General features: G+C 73.9%; 17 protein-coding genes. 6 read left to right on the forward strand and 11 right to left on the reverse strand.

The features are described from left to right. Window positions 1-155: 155 nt before the first annotated feature. The 3 genes from ACIPYS_RS06850 to ACIPYS_RS06860 form a co-directional block, all read right to left on the reverse strand. The gene (locus ACIPYS_RS06850) at window positions 156-1,292 is read right to left on the reverse strand and encodes an acyltransferase domain-containing protein (protein ID WP_400744112.1); all 1,137 of its coding nucleotides are present in this window, start codon (window positions 1,290-1,292) and stop codon (window positions 156-158) included. Between the two features lie 121 nt (window positions 1,293-1,413). Next, window positions 1,414-2,331, reverse strand: coding sequence for a class I SAM-dependent methyltransferase (locus ACIPYS_RS06855; protein ID WP_400744115.1), 918 nt, complete (start codon window positions 2,329-2,331; stop codon window positions 1,414-1,416). 169 nt (window positions 2,332-2,500) lie between these two features. Beyond that, window positions 2,501-3,043: a PadR family transcriptional regulator gene (locus ACIPYS_RS06860; protein WP_400744118.1), complete on the reverse strand. Its 543-nt coding sequence runs from the start codon at window positions 3,041-3,043 to the stop codon at window positions 2,501-2,503. Window positions 3,044-3,340: 297 nt separating this feature from the next. On the opposite strand from ACIPYS_RS06860, the gene ACIPYS_RS06865 reads away from it, so the two are divergent. The 4 genes from ACIPYS_RS06865 to ACIPYS_RS06880 all read left to right on the forward strand — a co-directional run bounded on the left by ACIPYS_RS06865 (window position 3,341) and on the right by ACIPYS_RS06880 (window position 6,780). Continuing rightward, a complete protein-coding gene (locus ACIPYS_RS06865; RefSeq protein ID WP_400744121.1) occupies window positions 3,341-4,723 on the forward strand; it encodes an MATE family efflux transporter in 1,383 nt (460 codons plus the stop codon). 38 nt (window positions 4,724-4,761) lie between these two features. Further along, window positions 4,762-4,962 (forward strand): hypothetical protein, encoded by a 201-nt coding sequence (locus tag ACIPYS_RS06870; RefSeq protein WP_093863708.1) that lies wholly within the window; start codon window positions 4,762-4,764, stop codon window positions 4,960-4,962. A gap of 20 nt (window positions 4,963-4,982) precedes the next feature. Next, window positions 4,983-5,798, forward strand: a complete 816-nt coding sequence (locus tag ACIPYS_RS06875) for a hypothetical protein (protein ID WP_400744125.1) — start codon at window positions 4,983-4,985, stop codon at window positions 5,796-5,798. Window positions 5,799-5,913: 115 nt separating this feature from the next. Then, on the forward strand, window positions 5,914-6,780 hold the full coding sequence (locus tag ACIPYS_RS06880; protein ID WP_400744128.1) for an alpha/beta fold hydrolase: 867 nt from the start codon (window positions 5,914-5,916) through the stop codon (window positions 6,778-6,780). 256 nt (window positions 6,781-7,036) lie between these two features. Here ACIPYS_RS06880 and ACIPYS_RS06885 read toward each other — a convergent pair whose 3' ends face one another. The 3 genes from ACIPYS_RS06885 to ACIPYS_RS06895 form a co-directional block, all read right to left on the reverse strand. Next, window positions 7,037-7,378, reverse strand: a complete 342-nt coding sequence (locus ACIPYS_RS06885) for a ferrous iron transport protein A (protein ID WP_400744130.1) — start codon at window positions 7,376-7,378, stop codon at window positions 7,037-7,039. A 498-nt stretch (window positions 7,379-7,876) separates the two neighbouring features. Beyond that, window positions 7,877-9,067, reverse strand: coding sequence for a HEAT repeat domain-containing protein (locus tag ACIPYS_RS06890; protein WP_400744133.1), 1,191 nt, complete (start codon window positions 9,065-9,067; stop codon window positions 7,877-7,879). A gap of 152 nt (window positions 9,068-9,219) precedes the next feature. Next, window positions 9,220-9,663 (reverse strand): DUF4345 domain-containing protein, encoded by a 444-nt coding sequence (locus ACIPYS_RS06895; protein ID WP_400744135.1) that lies wholly within the window; start codon window positions 9,661-9,663, stop codon window positions 9,220-9,222. A gap of 90 nt (window positions 9,664-9,753) precedes the next feature. Here ACIPYS_RS06895 and ACIPYS_RS06900 point away from each other — a divergent pair, with 90 nt between their 5' ends. After that, window positions 9,754-10,359, forward strand: coding sequence for a TetR/AcrR family transcriptional regulator (locus ACIPYS_RS06900; RefSeq protein ID WP_093863713.1), 606 nt, complete (start codon window positions 9,754-9,756; stop codon window positions 10,357-10,359). Window positions 10,360-10,430: 71 nt separating this feature from the next. Here the strand turns inward: ACIPYS_RS06900 and ACIPYS_RS06905 are convergent, their stop codons facing one another. Both ACIPYS_RS06905 and ACIPYS_RS06910 read right to left on the reverse strand, forming a co-directional pair. Then, window positions 10,431-11,873, reverse strand: a complete 1,443-nt coding sequence (locus tag ACIPYS_RS06905; RefSeq protein WP_400744139.1) for an MFS transporter — start codon at window positions 11,871-11,873, stop codon at window positions 10,431-10,433. Then, window positions 11,870-12,532 (reverse strand): TetR/AcrR family transcriptional regulator, encoded by a 663-nt coding sequence (locus tag ACIPYS_RS06910; protein WP_093863715.1) that lies wholly within the window; start codon window positions 12,530-12,532, stop codon window positions 11,870-11,872. The genes ACIPYS_RS06905 and ACIPYS_RS06910 overlap by 4 nt, the downstream gene beginning before the upstream one ends. Before the next feature lie 74 nt (window positions 12,533-12,606). On the opposite strand from ACIPYS_RS06910, the gene ACIPYS_RS06915 reads away from it, so the two are divergent. Continuing rightward, complete coding sequence (locus ACIPYS_RS06915; protein ID WP_400744141.1) at window positions 12,607-12,816, forward strand: hypothetical protein; 210 nt, start codon at window positions 12,607-12,609, stop codon at window positions 12,814-12,816. A 67-nt stretch (window positions 12,817-12,883) separates the two neighbouring features. Here the strand turns inward: ACIPYS_RS06915 and ACIPYS_RS06920 are convergent, their stop codons facing one another. The 3 genes from ACIPYS_RS06920 to ACIPYS_RS06930 form a co-directional block, all read right to left on the reverse strand. Next, window positions 12,884-14,263 carry a cation:proton antiporter gene (locus tag ACIPYS_RS06920; protein ID WP_400744144.1) on the reverse strand — a complete coding sequence of 460 codons (1,380 nt, stop codon included), beginning with the start codon at window positions 14,261-14,263 and terminating at the stop codon, window positions 12,884-12,886. Window positions 14,264-14,270: 7 nt separating this feature from the next. Further along, the gene (locus tag ACIPYS_RS06925) at window positions 14,271-14,756 is read right to left on the reverse strand and encodes a cation:proton antiporter regulatory subunit (RefSeq protein ID WP_093863717.1); all 486 of its coding nucleotides are present in this window, start codon (window positions 14,754-14,756) and stop codon (window positions 14,271-14,273) included. A 260-nt stretch (window positions 14,757-15,016) separates the two neighbouring features. Then, window positions 15,017-15,196: an antitoxin gene (locus ACIPYS_RS06930; protein WP_093863718.1), complete on the reverse strand. Its 180-nt coding sequence runs from the start codon at window positions 15,194-15,196 to the stop codon at window positions 15,017-15,019. Between the last annotated feature and the right edge of the window lie 19 nt (window positions 15,197-15,215).

Here is a 15,215-nt window from a genome sequence, read left to right on the forward strand (position 1 = left end):
CGGGACTTTGCCGAAGCTTGGCCATTCCTATGGCCAACTGAGGCATCATCACTATGCGCCCTTTAATGTTCCGTGGGCAAATCTTTAATGGATGTTCCCTCATTGGGGTGAAGCCGGTCAGATTTATCTGAAAGATAATGTCGTCTGATCTGTATTCAGCGATCCGCTGCCGGCGCGACCGTCGGGGGCACGGCCGGGGGTGCGGCTGAGGGCGCGGCCAGAGGCACACCAGGGGCGGCGGTCCCGAGCGGCAGCCGGCCGCCCCGCACGTACCAGTGGCCGCCCGCCCGCAGATGGTCGACCAGGACGCGCTGGACGACGGTGTCGCGGGGGAGGGAGTCCAGCGGCCGGTCGATGTCGCCGAAGACGAACTTCAGCGGATTGGTGTCCTCGGGCACCGGCGGCCGGTCCGGCCGTTCCAGCGGGGAGAACCGCCGCTGGAACCGGATGATGTTCGATTCGGCCGGCAGATGGTCCGCGAGCTGTGGATCGAGCAGCCAGGAGAAGATGTGGCAACCCCGGTACGGCTCCCCGGGGAAGTGCCGGGGGAAGAACGCCCGGGCCCGCTCCAGCGCGCGGTCGCAGGCCGCGGGGGAGAGCGGCCCGCAGTGGTCGGGGATGTGCAGCTGCAGGCTCCACCCCTCGACGCCCGCGGCCCGGGCGGCCTCGGCGTCCGCTGCCAGCACCGCCGAGGCGTCCGGGGTCCGGGCCGCCGGGGAGTCCCCGCCGCTGAGGCGGGTGCGCTGGAACTGGAGGCGGCCGAGTTGGAACAGCTCGCCCCGGAAGTGCAGCGTCAGCCAGCGCGCGTTGCCCAGTCCGGCACGGCCGCGCCACCGGCTGACCGCGAGCTGCCGGCCGAGGTCGGCCAGCGTCGACGCGGTCACCTCCGCCGGGATGCCGAGCGCCCGGTGGTGCGCGCGGGCGAGCGGGGCCAGGGCCACGAACAGCAGCGCGGCGAGGCCCTCGCCGCCGGCCGTTCCGGCGGCCCAGTCGCGGTCCAGCCCGGCCGGTTGCCCGAGCGTTCCCACAGCCGCGGCCTGCGTGCGCAGCATCTCCTCGAAGAATGTCCGCAGTCCCCGGTCGCGGTGCAGCCGGGTGCGGGCCGCCAGCAGGCCGTTCACCTCCTCGAACGGCACCGCGAGCGCCAGCAGTGCGTCGACCAGGTCCTCGTCCGACGGGAGCCGGGGGAGGTGCGGGAGCTGCGGGAGCTGCGGAGGTCGGGCGGGCCGAGCGGGCCCGGCGGACTCGGGGATGTGCGGCGGGTGCGGCAGATCGGGCGTTCTCGACGGCACTTCGGAGCCCTCCACGGGTGTGGCGTCCGGCCCGCCCGGTCGGCGGGCCCGACCGGCCGACCCTATCGGCGGCCCGGCCGCTCCACGGCGCGTCCGCGGTGCCCCGGCCCCGCCGCGTCCGCTACGCTCCTGGCCCCCGCCGCCCGCGCAACGTGCCCAGTACCCGCCGGACCGACCGGGTGGCGACCGGCGGCAGCAGGTCGAGCAGCAGCCGGCGCGCACCCGAGCGCCGCACCGCCGGACGGACCGCGTTGTTGAGGCGCAGCACCGACGCGCCGGCGATGGTGTCCTCGTCCACCGTGAACCCCTCCGCCCGCCAGTCGCGCGCGAGCAGCGCCCGCCGGACCGGCTCCGGGTCGCCCCAGGTCCCGTAGAACTTCATCGGCGTCAGCAGCACGGGCCGCAGCCCGCCGGTGAACACCGCCTGCCAGACCGCCGCCGACACGCCGGGCGTGTGCTCCGAGCGGTAGTCGTCCAGCACCACCAGGCCGGTCCCGGACAGTGCCCGCCGCGCCACCGCGATGTCCCCCGCCACGTGTTCGTAGAGGTGGGAGGCGTCGATGTGGACGAAACGGCAGCTGCCCTCCGGGACCCGGCCGTCGGCCAGTACCGAGGTCGGCGCCTGCACGATGGTCGGCAGCTCCGGATGGAACGCGAGGTAGTTCGCCTCGAAGCCGCTCCTGGTCAGCGTGGTCCGGTAGGACATCGTCATCTCGGCGGCGTTGTCGGCGTCGCCCGCGTCCGAGTCGAACAGGTCGCAGACCGTCAGGCGCTCGCCCGGCCGCACGTGGTCGCCGAGCAGGACGGCGCTGCGCCCCAGATAGCTGCCGAGTTCGAGGATGTCGCCGGTGGTGCCGGCCGTGCTCTGGGCAGTGAGGAGGTGCCCGAAGGCCTCCTGGTCCAGCCGGAAGAACCAGCCCGGGATGTCCTCCCGGCGCGCGGCGCCCCGGGCAGCGCCCGGTCCGCCGCCGGTCGCGGACCGGGTGGCGCCGGCGCTGGGCGTGGTGTCCGCGGCGTCGGCGATGTCGGCACTGGGCACGGCGGTCTCCCTCGGGTGCGGACGGCGCGGGTCGGGTACCGGCCCGTGACCTGGCCACTCGCGGCCGGCGCCGGGGTGCCGGACGGGTCCGGCCGCGGGGGTGGCGGTCATCATAGCCACCCGCGGGGCCGACGGGAGCCCCCCGGGAGCATCGTGTCCGGGAGTCCGCTCAGGTATTCGGAAGGCTGTGTTCCAGTTCGGCGATCGTCTCGGTCAGCCAGGCCCGCTCCGCCGCCCCGGAGGCCCGGGCGACCAGCAGGATGCCGCGCCGGAACGGGTTGGGTTCCCGTTCGGCGGTGACCGGGAGTCCGTCGGCGTCGTAGAAGAAACTGCTCGGCGCCTCCAGGAAGGCGAGCCGTCGCCCGAGGACGGCGGCCTGTCGGGCCGGGTCGGCCAGCCGGTCCAGGAAGGTGGCGACGGTGAAGAAGCGGATCTGGTCGGAGATCTCGACCTCGGTCGGCTCGGCGAGTCGCCGTTGCAGCTCGGCGCGCCCCTCGGCGGTCAGCTCGAGGACCTGCCGGGGCGCGGCTCCGGTGCCCGGCTCGGTCCGCCGCAGCAGCAGTCCGGCCTTCTCCAGTCGCGTGATCGCGGGGTAGAGCGCGCCGTCGCTGACCGGCCGGAGATGGCCGGTCAGGCCGGTGATCAGGGCTTTCAGCTGGTAGCCGTGCAGCGGCTCGTCGTGCAGGAAACCGAGGATCGCGAGCGTCAGCACGGTCGGGGGTCCTCCATCGTCGTGGTGTTCCGGCGGCGTGGCGCGTCGCCGTCGCGGTGGTCGCGGCGGTCGGTCACGGGTGCGGCGGCTCGCCTCCGAGGGTGGTTCGCCTTCGCGAGTGGCTCGCCTCCGTGGCGTTCCGCCGTCGTCGGCGTTCCCGTCCGGACCGGCGGTCCGCAGCTCGTGGCCGCGCGCTCCGTGACGGCGCCAGGATACCTCTTGCCGATGTGCCTCGATTCGATGTATCTCTATTCGAGGTCATCGACGCCGAAGGCCGACGGGGACAGCGGAGGAAGCATGCGGGGGCATCTGCCACGGCTCGTGGCGCTGGCGGGACCGGTCTACGGGGAACTGCTCTCGGGGGTGGTCGCCTCCGTCGTCGGCGCCTACTGGGTGGCCGGGCTGGGCGCGCCGGCGGTGGCGGCCGTCACCCTGGCCGGCACGGTGGAGAACCTGCTGCTCGGCCTGGTCCTGGTGGTCGCCTCCGGCACCACCGTGCGGCTCGCGCACGCCCACGGCGCCGGCGACCCGGCCGGGGCCGGGCGCGTCGCCCGGGCCGCGTGGCGGCTCTGCGCGCTCGGCAGCCTCCTGATCGCCGTCCCCGGCTTCCTGGCCCGGCACCGGATCGCCGACGCCTTCCTGGACGGCGAGGCCGCCGCGCTCGCCGCCGACTGGTTCACCGTGTCCTTCCCGGCCTTCGCCCTGTTCTTCGCCCAGCGGATCGCCGACGAGCTGTTCAAGGGCGTCGGCGACACCCGGACGCCGCTGCGGACGGCCCTGCTCGGCAATGCCCTGCTGCTCGCCCTGGACCCGGTGCTGATCCTCGGGCCCGGCCCGTTCCCGGCGCTCGGCGTCACCGGCGCGGCGCTGGCGCTGACCGCCTCCCGGGCCGTCGCGCTCGCCGTCGCCGCCCTGCTCCGCCGCCGTCACCGACTGCCGGCCCCGGTGGGCGGGCTGCGCGCAGAGGGGCGTGCGATCACCGCGACCGGCGCGCCGTTCGGCCTGGACTTCACCGCCCGGATGGGCGTCGGGGCCGTCCAGCTCGGCCTGGTCGCGGCCTTCGGCGTGTCGGCCGTGGCCGGGTACGGGGTGGGCTACCGCGTCCTGCTGATCGTCACCATGGCCTTCTACGCCGTCCGGCAGGCCGCCGCCATCGAGGCCGCCCGGCTGACCGGCGCGGCGCGGCGGGCCGGGGTCGACCCCGCCGCCGCCGTGCGCTCCCTCGCCCGCGACACCGCCGTGCTGGCCGGGGCCCTCGGTGCGGGCGCGGCCCTGCTCTGCGTGGCGGCCGCGCGACCGGTGACCGCGCTGTTCACGGACGACCCGGCCGTGACCGGCGAGGCCGTCGGCTTCCTGCGGGCGGCCGGCTGCTACCTGCTGCCCTACGCGCTGGTGGTCGCCCTCGGCGGAGTGCGCCAGGCGGCCGGCGACGGACGGCGGCCGGTGGTCGCGGTGCTGGTCGGCCTCGCCGCGCAGCTCGCTTCCGGTGCCGCCCTTTCGGGCCCGTTCGGGATCAGCGGCCTCTGGGCCGGTACGACGATCGGTGCCCTGGTCCAACTCGCGCTGCTCCTGGTCCCGGTGCCCCGCCGCCGGATCGGCGCCGTCGGGGACGAACCGGTCCGGAACGGGCCTGAGGAGGCGTCAGAAATTCGGTTGATCGAGCGGAAGGCGCCTGCTTAAGCTGCATGCGATCGACCGCCGAGACCGGAGCGTGCGCCATGGAACCGAACAGCCGTCACACCGCCCTCATCAGTGCCGCCACGGCGGCGCTCGCGGCCGCCGCCGTGGTGAGCGGCGTCAGCGCGGTCCAGGAGCCGCGCACCGCTCCCGGCATCGTCGTCGAGGCGCACATAGCCCTGTCCGGGCAGCCCGTCGACGGCTCCGACGGGCTCGCGGTCCAGGACCACATGGCACTCTGACCGCGCACCGGACTCCACCCATGACCGAGCCGACGGCCGCACCCGGGCACCCCGGGGCGGGCACCGTCGCCGGCGACCCCACCGCCCTGATGGTCGCCGGGACGGCCGAGCGGCTGATCCGCCTCTGGGCCGACCGCGACGAACTGCACCACCCCGGGTGGGGCCGGCCGTTCCGGCAACTCGGCGACCTGCTGCCCGAGCGGGACGTCGAGTTCGCGGCGCACAACCCGCAGATGGTGCCGCTGCTGTGGTACCCGGCACTCCGCCACGGCAGCCGGGCGCGACCGGTCGTCGAGGTGTTCGACCACCTGCCCGCCGGGACGGGCCCCGCGCTGCCCCGGCGGCAGGAGCTCTCCCGGGTCTACAGCTGGGCCCTGGCCTCCCGCACCGCCCTGGACTGGATCACGACCTGCCTGGACGGCCGGGGCCTGCTGGAGGTGGGCGCGGGCAGCGGCTACTGGGCCTGGCTGTTGCGGGCCCGCGGTGTCGACGTGCTCGCCACCGACGCCGAGGCCCGAACCGAACGGAACGGCTTCACCGACCGCTTCCAGTACACCGAGGTCCGGCCCGGCCGGGCCGCCGCGGACGCCGCCGCCCACCCCGACCGGGTGCTCACCATGCTCTGGCCGCCGCACCGGGACCCGATGGCCGCCGACACCCTGCGCGCCTACCGGGGGCCGGGTCTGCTGTACCTGGGCGACCGCCCCGGCGGCCTCTGTGCCGACCGGGACTTCTTCACCGAACTGACCACCCACTGGCGCCCACTCTCCCGCTGCCCCCTCACCCTCCGCTGGCTCGGCAATCGCGACACCGCCACCTACTTCGTCCGCCGCTGAACCCGACCCGCCGAACACTCCGGTCCCACCGTCCGGATCCAACAACTCCGACCCGATCTCCCCGCCGGAAGCACGACCTTGGCGCAGCGTCAGCGACACCGGTAGCCTTCGAGCGGTGACTCCGACGACGCAGGGCCTCGTGTCGCTGACCGACGGGGCGCAGGTGCACTGGAAGGCCCTGGGGGACACGACCCGGCGGCCGGCCGCGGTTCTGCTCCACGGTGGTCCCGGCCTGCCGGACTATCTGGGCGGTCTCGCCCCCATGGTCGCCGACCTCGCGCCCGTGTACCGGTACGACCAGCGCGGCACGGGTCGATCCGGCTGGCGGGGTCGTCATTCCCTCGCCCGGCACGTCGAGGACCTCGCCGAACTCCTCGACGCGTGGGAGCTGTCCGAGGCCGTGCTGATCGGCCACTCCTACGGCACCGGTCTGGCGAGCCGGTTCTGTCTGCGGCACCCGGACCGGGTGCGCGCCGTGCTGCTGATGTGCGGGCCGTTCGTCGGTGACTGGCGTACCGAGGAGCGGGCCGAGCGCGGCCGCCGGATGTCCGCGGCCCAGCGGCAGCGGCTCCGCGAGTTGGAGGAGTTGCCGCACCGTACGGAGGAACAGGAGGTCGAACTGCTCACCCTGGCCTGGTTCACCGATCACTCGGACCCCGAACCCGGCTGGCGCTGGGCGGCCGAGGGCGCCCGGCGGCGTCGGCCGGTCAACTGGTCCATGAATGCCGAACTCGGAACGGAAGGACGCGCCGATCCGCTCGACGGGCACCTCGCCGAACTGCGCGCATGCCTGCCGGCGCGGGCCGAACTCCTCGCCGGGGTCGACGACCCCCGCCCCGTGTCGGCCCTCGAGTCGCTCGCGCTCCGGCTGGGCCTTCCGCTGACCCGGATCGAGGAAGCGGGGCACGAGCCCTGGCTCGAGCAGCCCGACCTGGTGCGCGCCCACCTCCGACGGTTCGTCCGGGCCGCCGTCGGAGGCTAGCTGCGTAACGCGAAGGGGGAGCCGGCCACCCGTACGGAGATCCGCCGACTGGACCTGCCGGGCCTGATTCGACCTCGAACGCCACCCGGACCGCACCCGGAACGTCGTGCTGGTCGTCCTCCCACGCGTCCCGGCTCCCACCGACGCGATCCGGCCCAACGGGCCGCACCGTCCCGCCCGTTCTGCCCTCACCGACCGCAGACGGGGGATCGTGATCGACCGATGTGGAGGTCGGCCCGGACGAGTACCGCGTGTCCTACCGCTGGGCCGAAACATCCGGCCTCAGGTAGCGGCCCCAGATCAAGGCCTTGCGGTAAGGGCCGGCTCCGTCGCTGTCGAACTCCGGCTCGTCGAAGCGGACCCAGTAGGCCAACTCGCCGGCAAGGGCGTGAGGATGTTGCACGGGCAACGGGACGGTGAGACCGTCGATCGTGCCCCGGAACTCACGTTTCCACGGCCCGTCCCACGTGGCGTCACGCAGCACGAGCACTCGACTGCCCCGAGCCAGTGCATCCGTCGGCCACTCCCGGCCCGGACTGTCGGCAAGGACCCGCTCGACGGCTCCGAAATCTCGACAAGGGTCGGTGTCAATGGTCATGGGCCCGTCTTCCTGCCCAGGGCCGCACCGTTCCAGTGGTTGAGGAACGGGCTCCGGGCTCGTGATTGTTCCAGTGCGCCGTGGCCTGGTGCCGACCTGGTGGTGGGCGAGTCCGTGGCAGGGCTCGCCGATGGTCAGGAGCAGGTCCAGGTCGTAGCGGGTGGGGGTGCGGGTTCGTGGAACCGGGAGGCCGGCCGAGGCCGGTCCGGAGGGTGTCGGCATTTCGGCCGGTGTTGATGTCCGACCTCCCTGCACCGTCCGGCCTCGCTGGACGGACCCGCACCGCCCGGTGGTCCCGGCACGTCCTGCCGTTGCCGGGGCTTCCTTGCCGCCCTCCCCGGCGTTCCCCGGATCAGGCTGCCCCCGGCTTCCCCGAACCGCTGAGACGGCCCGGCGGAGGAGGTCTTCACCTGCGCTCGTGTGCCAGCCCGTGGCGCACTCCGCTGACAGGCGATCCTGACCGGTGCGAGGCTGCCACGTGGTCGTGTCCAGGGGCGGTCAGTGGTCCTGGGTGGTTGCTCCGGCCGCTTCGGAACGCGCGCGCAGGAGGTGGGTGAGGTCGGAGAGGCGGCCCCAGCCTGGGCTGTTCATGTTCTTGATGCCGGAGCGGATCACGTCGAGGGTCGCCAGGCCGCGTTCGTCGTCGCGCAGAGCCAGGCCTGCGGCGGCTTCGAGCCTGGCATCGAAGCACGGGTCCGCCAGGTGCGCGGCGAGGACGGCGCGCAGCGCGGGGGTGTCGGCGGTGCTCATGGCGAGGAACCCGAGGGCGATGGTCCGGATTGTCGATACGTGGTCGTCGGCCAGTCGAGTCAGGGCGGCAAAGGCTTCCCGCTGTTCGGTCGTACGGGTGCGGAGAATCGCAGAGACGGTCATGCGGACATGCGGGTCGGGGTGGTCGGCGTGGGGCAGCACCGCCGGGATCGTGTCACCGGAGCAGTGTTCGGCGAAGGCGGCGATGACGGTGGAGAGGGTACGGGGATCCTGCTCGCTGCTGAGCAGCGGGCGCAGGAAGTCCTCCGCCTCGCGTCTGAAGGGGAGTTCGGTGATGTCCTCGTCCATGCTGAGGCTCAGCCCGATTCCCAGATGGGTGATCGTGTCGAGCGCGAAGTGCCTGCGGTCGCGGTCGGATGTGTCCTGGGCTGTTGCGAGGGCCCAGTCGAAGGTTTCCCGGTCGATCCGGAGCCCCAGGTGGAAGACGGAGGCGAACCAGTCGTCGTGGTCGGGGTCGGCGTGCACCAGGGCGCGGGCCATCAGCTCGTCCGGCGAGTGGTGGACGCCCAGGGCGGCTTCCAGGTCGGTGACGACCGCCCAGTGCGCGGGCGGCGGCTCGCTCCCTGTCCCCGCCTTTGACGAGAGGGCTCCCCGTGCGGTGCGCAGCGCGCGCCGGTGCGGGCTGTCGCTGCCCAGGGGGTCCTTGCTGCGGGACAGCAGGGCTTCCAGCACCCGGTACCGGCCGTTCTCGGCCGCCCATGTCACGGGGTCCACACCGCCGTCCCATGGGCGGTTCACGTCCACGCCCCAGAGGACCAGGTGGTCGACGATCCTCTGCCGCCCGGCCCTCGCGGCGGCGGCCAGCAGGGCCACCGCCGCATCGCCGGCCAGGTCGTCCGCAGTGGCGTCGTAGAGGAGTTCGAGCGCCGCGTCGTCGTCTTCGCGTTCGACAGCAGCAAGCAGCAAGGGTAGATCCACTGGTCGATTGTGTGGGAGAACGGGAGGGAGAGCGAACGGTTTTCCGGCAGGCCTGGTGCTGTTCACCACCACCGTGCGATGGATCACCAGCCTCCGACGCGGTCGAGATCGCTTGTCCGTCGGACAGGATCACGAGAGGGATGGACGTCGGGCTAGGCTGCTTCCCCGGTGGGACGGGGCGCCGCCGCGGCCGGGGTGGTGGTCGGCTGCCGTTGCCGGTGGGCCCGTTCGTCGGAGTCGGCCAGCCGGAACCAGACCGGTGGGAGTGCGAGTTCGAGTACGGTCAGCGCCACTTGGAACGGGTGCGGCCACCCGAGCACGGCCAGGGACAGCAGCCGTCCCGCGCCGCCCAGCAGGAACACCGCCGCGAGCAGGCGCACCGGGCGCGCGGGTACGGGATCCTGTCGGGCCGCCCACAGCCACGCCAGGCCGTACCCGGCGAAGACGGCGCCGAAGAACCGGCCCAGGCTGTCCACGGTGGCACCGGCATCGGCCTCGCCCGGGATCGCCGCATTGCCCGCGAGCACGTGGAACAGTCCGATGGCGGTGCAGGCGAGGCCGGTCGCCCACGCGAGCAGGCGCAGCGTTCTTGCCATGTGACTCCACCCCACTGGTTGACGTGTGTCTACTTAGGCCCGCTCCAGATTAGTCCCGCGCGGTTGACACGTGTCAAGTAGGCTGGGCGCGTGCCGCCCCGCCAACGTCTCGCTCCTGCCGACCGCCGCGCCCAACTGCTCGGTGTCGGCGCCCGGCTCTTCGCCGCCGCCCCCTATGCCGAGGTGCTGATGGAGGACGTGGCGCAGCAGGCGGGGGTGTCCCGGGCGCTGCTCTACCGTCACTTCCCCAGCAAGCACGCCCTTTTCGCGGCGGTCTACGGGCAGGCCGCCGATCGGCTGCTGGAGGCGACCCGGATCGATCCCGGTGCCACGCTCGTCGAGCAGCTTGCCCAGGGGCTGGACACCCACCTCGACTACTTCCTCGCGAACCGCCACGCGGTCCTGGCGGCGAACCGCGATCTGGCGGGCGACCCCGTCATCGGGACGATCATGACCGACGAGCTGGACGCCCTTCGGTCGCGCTTGCTCGGTGTGCTCCCGCTCGCCGACGCGCGCACCCACGACGCCGTCTCCGCGGCGCTCAAGGCCTGGCTCGTGTTCGTCCAGGTGCTCTGCGTGGACTGGCTCGCGCACGAGACCTGCAGTCGTACCGAACTCCGTGACACCTGTATCGGTGCCGCGGTGGGCGCTCTGCGCCCCCTGTTCCCCGTCGACCCGGCACCCGACTGGGCGTAGGCGCCGTTCCCGGGGCCGCACGGGCCGGCCCGCCGCAGCCGGTCGGGCCTTGCCGGGCCCGCGACGGGGCGTCAGCGCCACCGGCCCCGGTGCGCGGACGCCGGCACGGCCGCGGCCCCGGCCGGGGTGGTGCTGTTCGGGAGGCGGGTGGCGAGGAGCACGCCGGTGGCGGCCACGACCGCCAGGACGACCAGGGCGGTGGTGAGGGCTTCGGCCGGTGGGCGGCCGGCGGCGAGGGTGGTCGCGGCGGCCACGCCGAGAGCGGGACCGATGTTCATCGCGGTCTGCTGGAGCCCGCCCGCGACCCCGGCGGCCCCGGGCGGGGCGGCGCGGACGACCGCCGTCGTCGCGGTGGCCATGACCGCCCCGAAACCGGCGCCCAGCAGCAGGAATGCCGCGCCGGTCACGAGTACCGGGGTGTCCGGGCGGAACCCCGAGGCGAGGAGGATCCCCAGGGTGAGCGAGGACATCCCGGCCACCACCGTCCGGCGCGGGCCGTACCGTCGGCCCAGGACCGCCGAGACGGGCGCGGCCAGCACCATCGCCAGGGCGAGCGGCAGCGCCCGGAGCGCGCAGGCGAGCGGGTCGAGGGCGAGTTCGTCCTGGAGGAAGTAGGTGACGAGGAACAGGCTGCCGAAGAGGGCCGCCGAGGCGGTGAGCAGGACGCCCAGCGCGGGGGCGACCGTCGGGGCCCGGAGGACGGTCGGCGGCAGCAGCGGGTGCCGGGTCCGCCGTTCGTGGCGGAGGAAGGCGGTGCCGAGCGCCGTCGCGGCCGCCAGTCCGAGCCAGACGGCCGGGGACGGGCCGTGTTCGGGCACCTCGGCGAGGGTGAACACGAGCGCGGCCAGCGCGCCGCCCAGCAGTCCGGCGCCCGGCAGGTCCAGCCCGGCACTCGGGGCCGGGGCAGCGCCGTCGGCACCGGTCGGCCTGTCGGCGGAGGCCCCCGCGGCCGACGGGGGCAGCCGGACCAGCAGGGCCGAGACCCCGGCGACCGCGGCGGGGACGACCGTCAGGAAGAAGACCGACCGCCAGCCCAGTCGGTCGGTCAGGGCACCGCCGATCAAGGGGCCGGCGGCGGCCGAGAGTCCGATCGCACTGGTGCGCCAGGCGATCGGCCGGGCGAGCAGTTCGGCCGGGTAGACGGCCCGCAGCAGTCCGAGGGTCGCGGGTTGGAGCAGAGCGCCCGCCACGCCCTGGAGGACGCGCAGGCCGATCACCCAGCCGATGCCGGGGGCGAGACCGATGCCCGCCGAGGTGGCGCCGAAGGCGATCGCGCCGACGGCGAAGACGCGGCGGTGGTCGAACCGGTCGCCGAGCCGGCCGGCGAACACGAGCAGGGCGGCCACGGTGACCAGATAGGCGGTGCTGGTCCATTGCACGGCGGCCAGGGAGGTGTCCAGGTCTCGGCGGAGGCTGGGTTGGGCGACGGTGAGCACCGTGCCGTCGAGGGCGACGACGGCGGCGCCGAGGACACTGCCGACCAGGGTGAGGCGCTGGGTGCGGGCGGGCGTCATCCTGCGTCCCGTCCGAGGTGGGCGTCGAGGGTGGCGCGGAGGAGGGGTTCGACGCTGTCGCCGCCGGTGGCGAGGCGGAGACTGCCCCAGGCGCGGAGCTGGGCGAGGCCGTGCAGATTGGCCCAGAGCGCCGCCGCCGCCACGGTCGGCGGCGAGGCGCCCCCGTCGCCGACCCGGCCCCCGTCCCCCTCCCCGGCGGGCGGGCGGATCACGGCGACCAGGCGGGTGACGGCCTCGAAGAGGGGGAGCGAGGTGCGGCGCAGCTCGGCGCCGCTGCCCTCCAGCACGTCGTGGCGGAACATCAGCTCGAACATGCCCGGCTGTTCGGCCGCGAAGGCGAGGTAGCCGCGGGCGAGGTCGTCGAGCCGGGCCCGTGCCGCCGCGGCCGAGAGGGGGGCCGAATCGGCGGCGGGGGCGGAGGCGGGCGCCGGTGCGTCGAGGCCGAGCGCGGTGGCCAGTTCGCCGAAGCCGTGTCCGGCGATGGCGGCGAGCAGTTCGGCGTGGGTGGCGAAGTACCTGCGCGGGGCGCCGTGCGAGACCCCGGCCTGGCGGGCGATCTCGCGCAGGGTGAGGGCGTGGACGCCTTCGAGCGCGAGCAGTTCGACCCCGGCCGCGACCAGACGGGCGCGCAGGCCCACGGACTTGTCCTGTTCGGTCATGGGGATGTGTCTATCAAGATCGAGTAGACACTGTCTACTCGCGCTCCCGGTCTCCCCGGGGGCACAATCGCCGGATGGACGAGGGCGGCGAACCGGCCTGCTGGCTGGACCGGGTGTGCGAGGACTGCGGACGGGTGCGCGAGCGGCCGGGCCCCGGCCCCTGCGAGTACTGCGCAGCCGGCACGGACGACACGGACGGTACGAGCAGGGCGAGCAGGACGAGCGGCACGGACGGGACCAAGGGGCAGGACAACGAGAACCCCCGGGCGGATCACCTGAGGTGAGCCGCCCGGGGGCGGGGGAGTCGGGCGCGCCGGGGGTCGGCGTCCTACGGGCGCGGGCGCCCCGGGGTCAGCGTGACAGTCCGTCCAGGGCCTGACCGGGACCGGGTTCCAGCGCGCCTTCGGCGTCCGGCGAGTCCTCCACCGGCTCCGGTTCCGGAGCCTGCGGGGGCAGCGCCGCCCCGGCGGCCGGCTCGGCGGCACTCCCGCCCGCCGCGCCTACCGCGCCCTTCGCAACCACCGCGCCCGTCGCGCCCACTCGCGCCTCCGGCGTCCAGGTGCCCCGCCGTCGCGCGACCACCGCGCCCAGCCGCTCCACGGCGGGCTGGGTGTACCGCGCGGCCAGCGGTCCGGTGACCACCAGGATCAGCACGTACGCCGTGGCCAGCGGCCCGAGCCCGGGCTCGATCCCGGCCGTCACGGCCAGCCCGGCGATGACGATCGAGAACTCGCCCCGGGACACCAGCGCCCCGCCGGCCCGCCACCGTCCACGGGTGGCGATCCCCGCCCGTCGGGCCGCCCAGTAGCCGGTGGCGACCTTGGTGACGGCGGTGACGGCGGCCAGCAGCAGTGCCGGCAGCAGTACCGGCGGGATGCTGGTCGGATCGGTGCTGAGGCCGAAGAACACGAAGAACACCGCCGCGAAGAGGTCGCGCAGCGGGCTCAGCAGGGTGTGCGCGCCCTCGGCGGCCTCGCCGGAGAGCGCGATGCCGACCAGGAACGCGCCGACGGCCGCCGACACCTGGAGCTGCTGCGCGATGCCGGCGACCAGCAGCGTCAGCCCCAGCACCACCAGCAGCAGCTTCTCCGGGTCGTCGTGCGAGACGAAACGGGAGATCAGCCGGCCGTAACGGAGCGCGACGAAGAGCACCGCTCCCGCCGTGGCGAGCGCGATGGCGAGGGTGATCGAGCCGGCGACGAGGCCGGCCCCGGCCAGGAGGGCGGTGAGGATCGGCAGGTAGACCGCCATCGCGAGATCCTCCAGCACCAGGATGCTGAGGATCACCGGGGTCTCCCGGTTGCCCAGCCGTCCGAGGTCGCCCAGCACCTTGGCGATCACGCCCGAGGAGGAGATCCAGGTGACACCGGCCAGCACCACGGCCGCCACCGGGCCCCAGCCGAGCAGCAGCGCGGCGATCGCGCCGGGTATCGCGTTGAGCAGGAAGTCGACCGCGCCGGCCGGGTACTGGGCCTTCAGATTGGTGACCAGGTCGGCGGCGGTGTACTCCAGACCCAGCATCAGCAGCAGCAGGACGACGCCGATCTCGGCCCCGGTCGCGACGAACTCCTCGCTGGCGCTCAGCGGCAGCAGTCCGCCGGTGCCGAACGCGAGCCCGCCGAGCAGGTACAGCGGGATCGGTGAGAAGCCGTACCGGCCGGCGATCCGGCCGAGCAGTCCGAGGACGAGGATGACCGAGCCGAGCTCGATGAAGACGGTGGCGGTGTGCACCCCCCGATCACTCCCTCTCCAGGATCGCCGCCGCCGCGTCCACACCCTCGCGGGTGCCGATCACGATCAGCGTGTCGCCGCCGGCCAGCCGGAAGTCCGGTGCGGGCGAGGGGACGGCGCCGGTGCGGCGCAGCACGGCGACGATCGAGGCGCCGGTCTCGGTGCGCATCCTGGTCTCGCCGAGCAGCCGCCCGTTCCAGTACGAGGTGCCGTCGACCGGGAGCCGCTCGGCGACCAGGCCGAGGTCGGTGGTGTGCAGCAGGCCCGGACTGTGGTGGGCCGGCGTCAGGGCGTCGACCAGGGCGGCGGACTCCTCGGCCGTCAGCCGGAACGCCTGCGAGCAGGCGTCGGGGTCGTCCGAGCGGTAGACGTTGAGGCTGCGTGAGCCGTCGCGGTGCGCGATCACCGACAGGTGCCGCTGTTCTCGGGTGGTGAGGTCGTACTGGACGCCGACACCGGGCAGCGGAGTGGTTCGGACACGGGCGATCGACACGGCGGCTGTCCTCTCGTCAGGGGGGGTTCCCTCGGTGGTGCGCGGACGCGAGGCCGGGCGCACCGGGGCAGGAGAACACCGGCGCCTGACCGCGTACAGGACGCGAACGCGCAACCGGATCAATAGTAATGAGTATGTAAAGTCCGAAAATGCGACCAGGCCCGTGCGGGCGCCGAAGGGCGCGGGCACGGGCCCGGTGCGGACCGGGTGACTGCGTGACGGTCCGCGGTTCTGGAGCTCGGGGGGTCGACGCGGTGGGCCTACTGCGGCGGCCGGTCGTCCCGCAGCTGGTCCTTGATCTTGTCCTGCGCCGTGTCGACGTGGCCGCTGTACTTGCCCTGCGTCCGTTCGTCGATCATGTCGCCGGCCTTGTCCACGCCCCTCTCGGCCTGGTCCTCATGGCCCTTGAGCAGGCCCTTGAGCTTATCCAACATGGACATCTGGTCACACTCCCGGAAG

Source organism: Kitasatospora sp. NPDC089913 (assembly GCF_044748625.1).
Lineage (GTDB): Bacteria > Actinomycetota > Actinomycetes > Streptomycetales > Streptomycetaceae > Kitasatospora.

What these genes read in the sequence shown, in the direction of transcription:
- ACIPYS_RS06865 (WP_400744121.1), top strand. Translation starts at nt 3,341, where the DNA reads ATGCGGGGGCATCTGCCACGGCTCGTGGCGCTGGCGGGACCGGTCTAC.
- ACIPYS_RS06870 (WP_093863708.1), top strand. Translation starts at nt 4,762, where the DNA reads ATGGAACCGAACAGCCGTCACACCGCCCTCATCAGTGCCGCCACGGCG.
- ACIPYS_RS06875 (WP_400744125.1), top strand. Translation starts at nt 4,983, where the DNA reads ATGACCGAGCCGACGGCCGCACCCGGGCACCCCGGGGCGGGCACCGTC.
- ACIPYS_RS06885 (WP_400744130.1), bottom strand. Translation starts at nt 7,378, where the DNA reads ATGACCATTGACACCGACCCTTGTCGAGATTTCGGAGCCGTCGAGCGG.
- ACIPYS_RS06895 (WP_400744135.1), bottom strand. Translation starts at nt 9,663, where the DNA reads ATGGCAAGAACGCTGCGCCTGCTCGCGTGGGCGACCGGCCTCGCCTGC.
- ACIPYS_RS06905 (WP_400744139.1), bottom strand. Translation starts at nt 11,873, where the DNA reads ATGACGCCCGCCCGCACCCAGCGCCTCACCCTGGTCGGCAGTGTCCTC.
- ACIPYS_RS06910 (WP_093863715.1), bottom strand. Translation starts at nt 12,532, where the DNA reads ATGACCGAACAGGACAAGTCCGTGGGCCTGCGCGCCCGTCTGGTCGCG.
- ACIPYS_RS06915 (WP_400744141.1), top strand. Translation starts at nt 12,607, where the DNA reads ATGGACGAGGGCGGCGAACCGGCCTGCTGGCTGGACCGGGTGTGCGAG.
- ACIPYS_RS06930 (WP_093863718.1), bottom strand. Translation starts at nt 15,196, where the DNA reads ATGTCCATGTTGGATAAGCTCAAGGGCCTGCTCAAGGGCCATGAGGAC.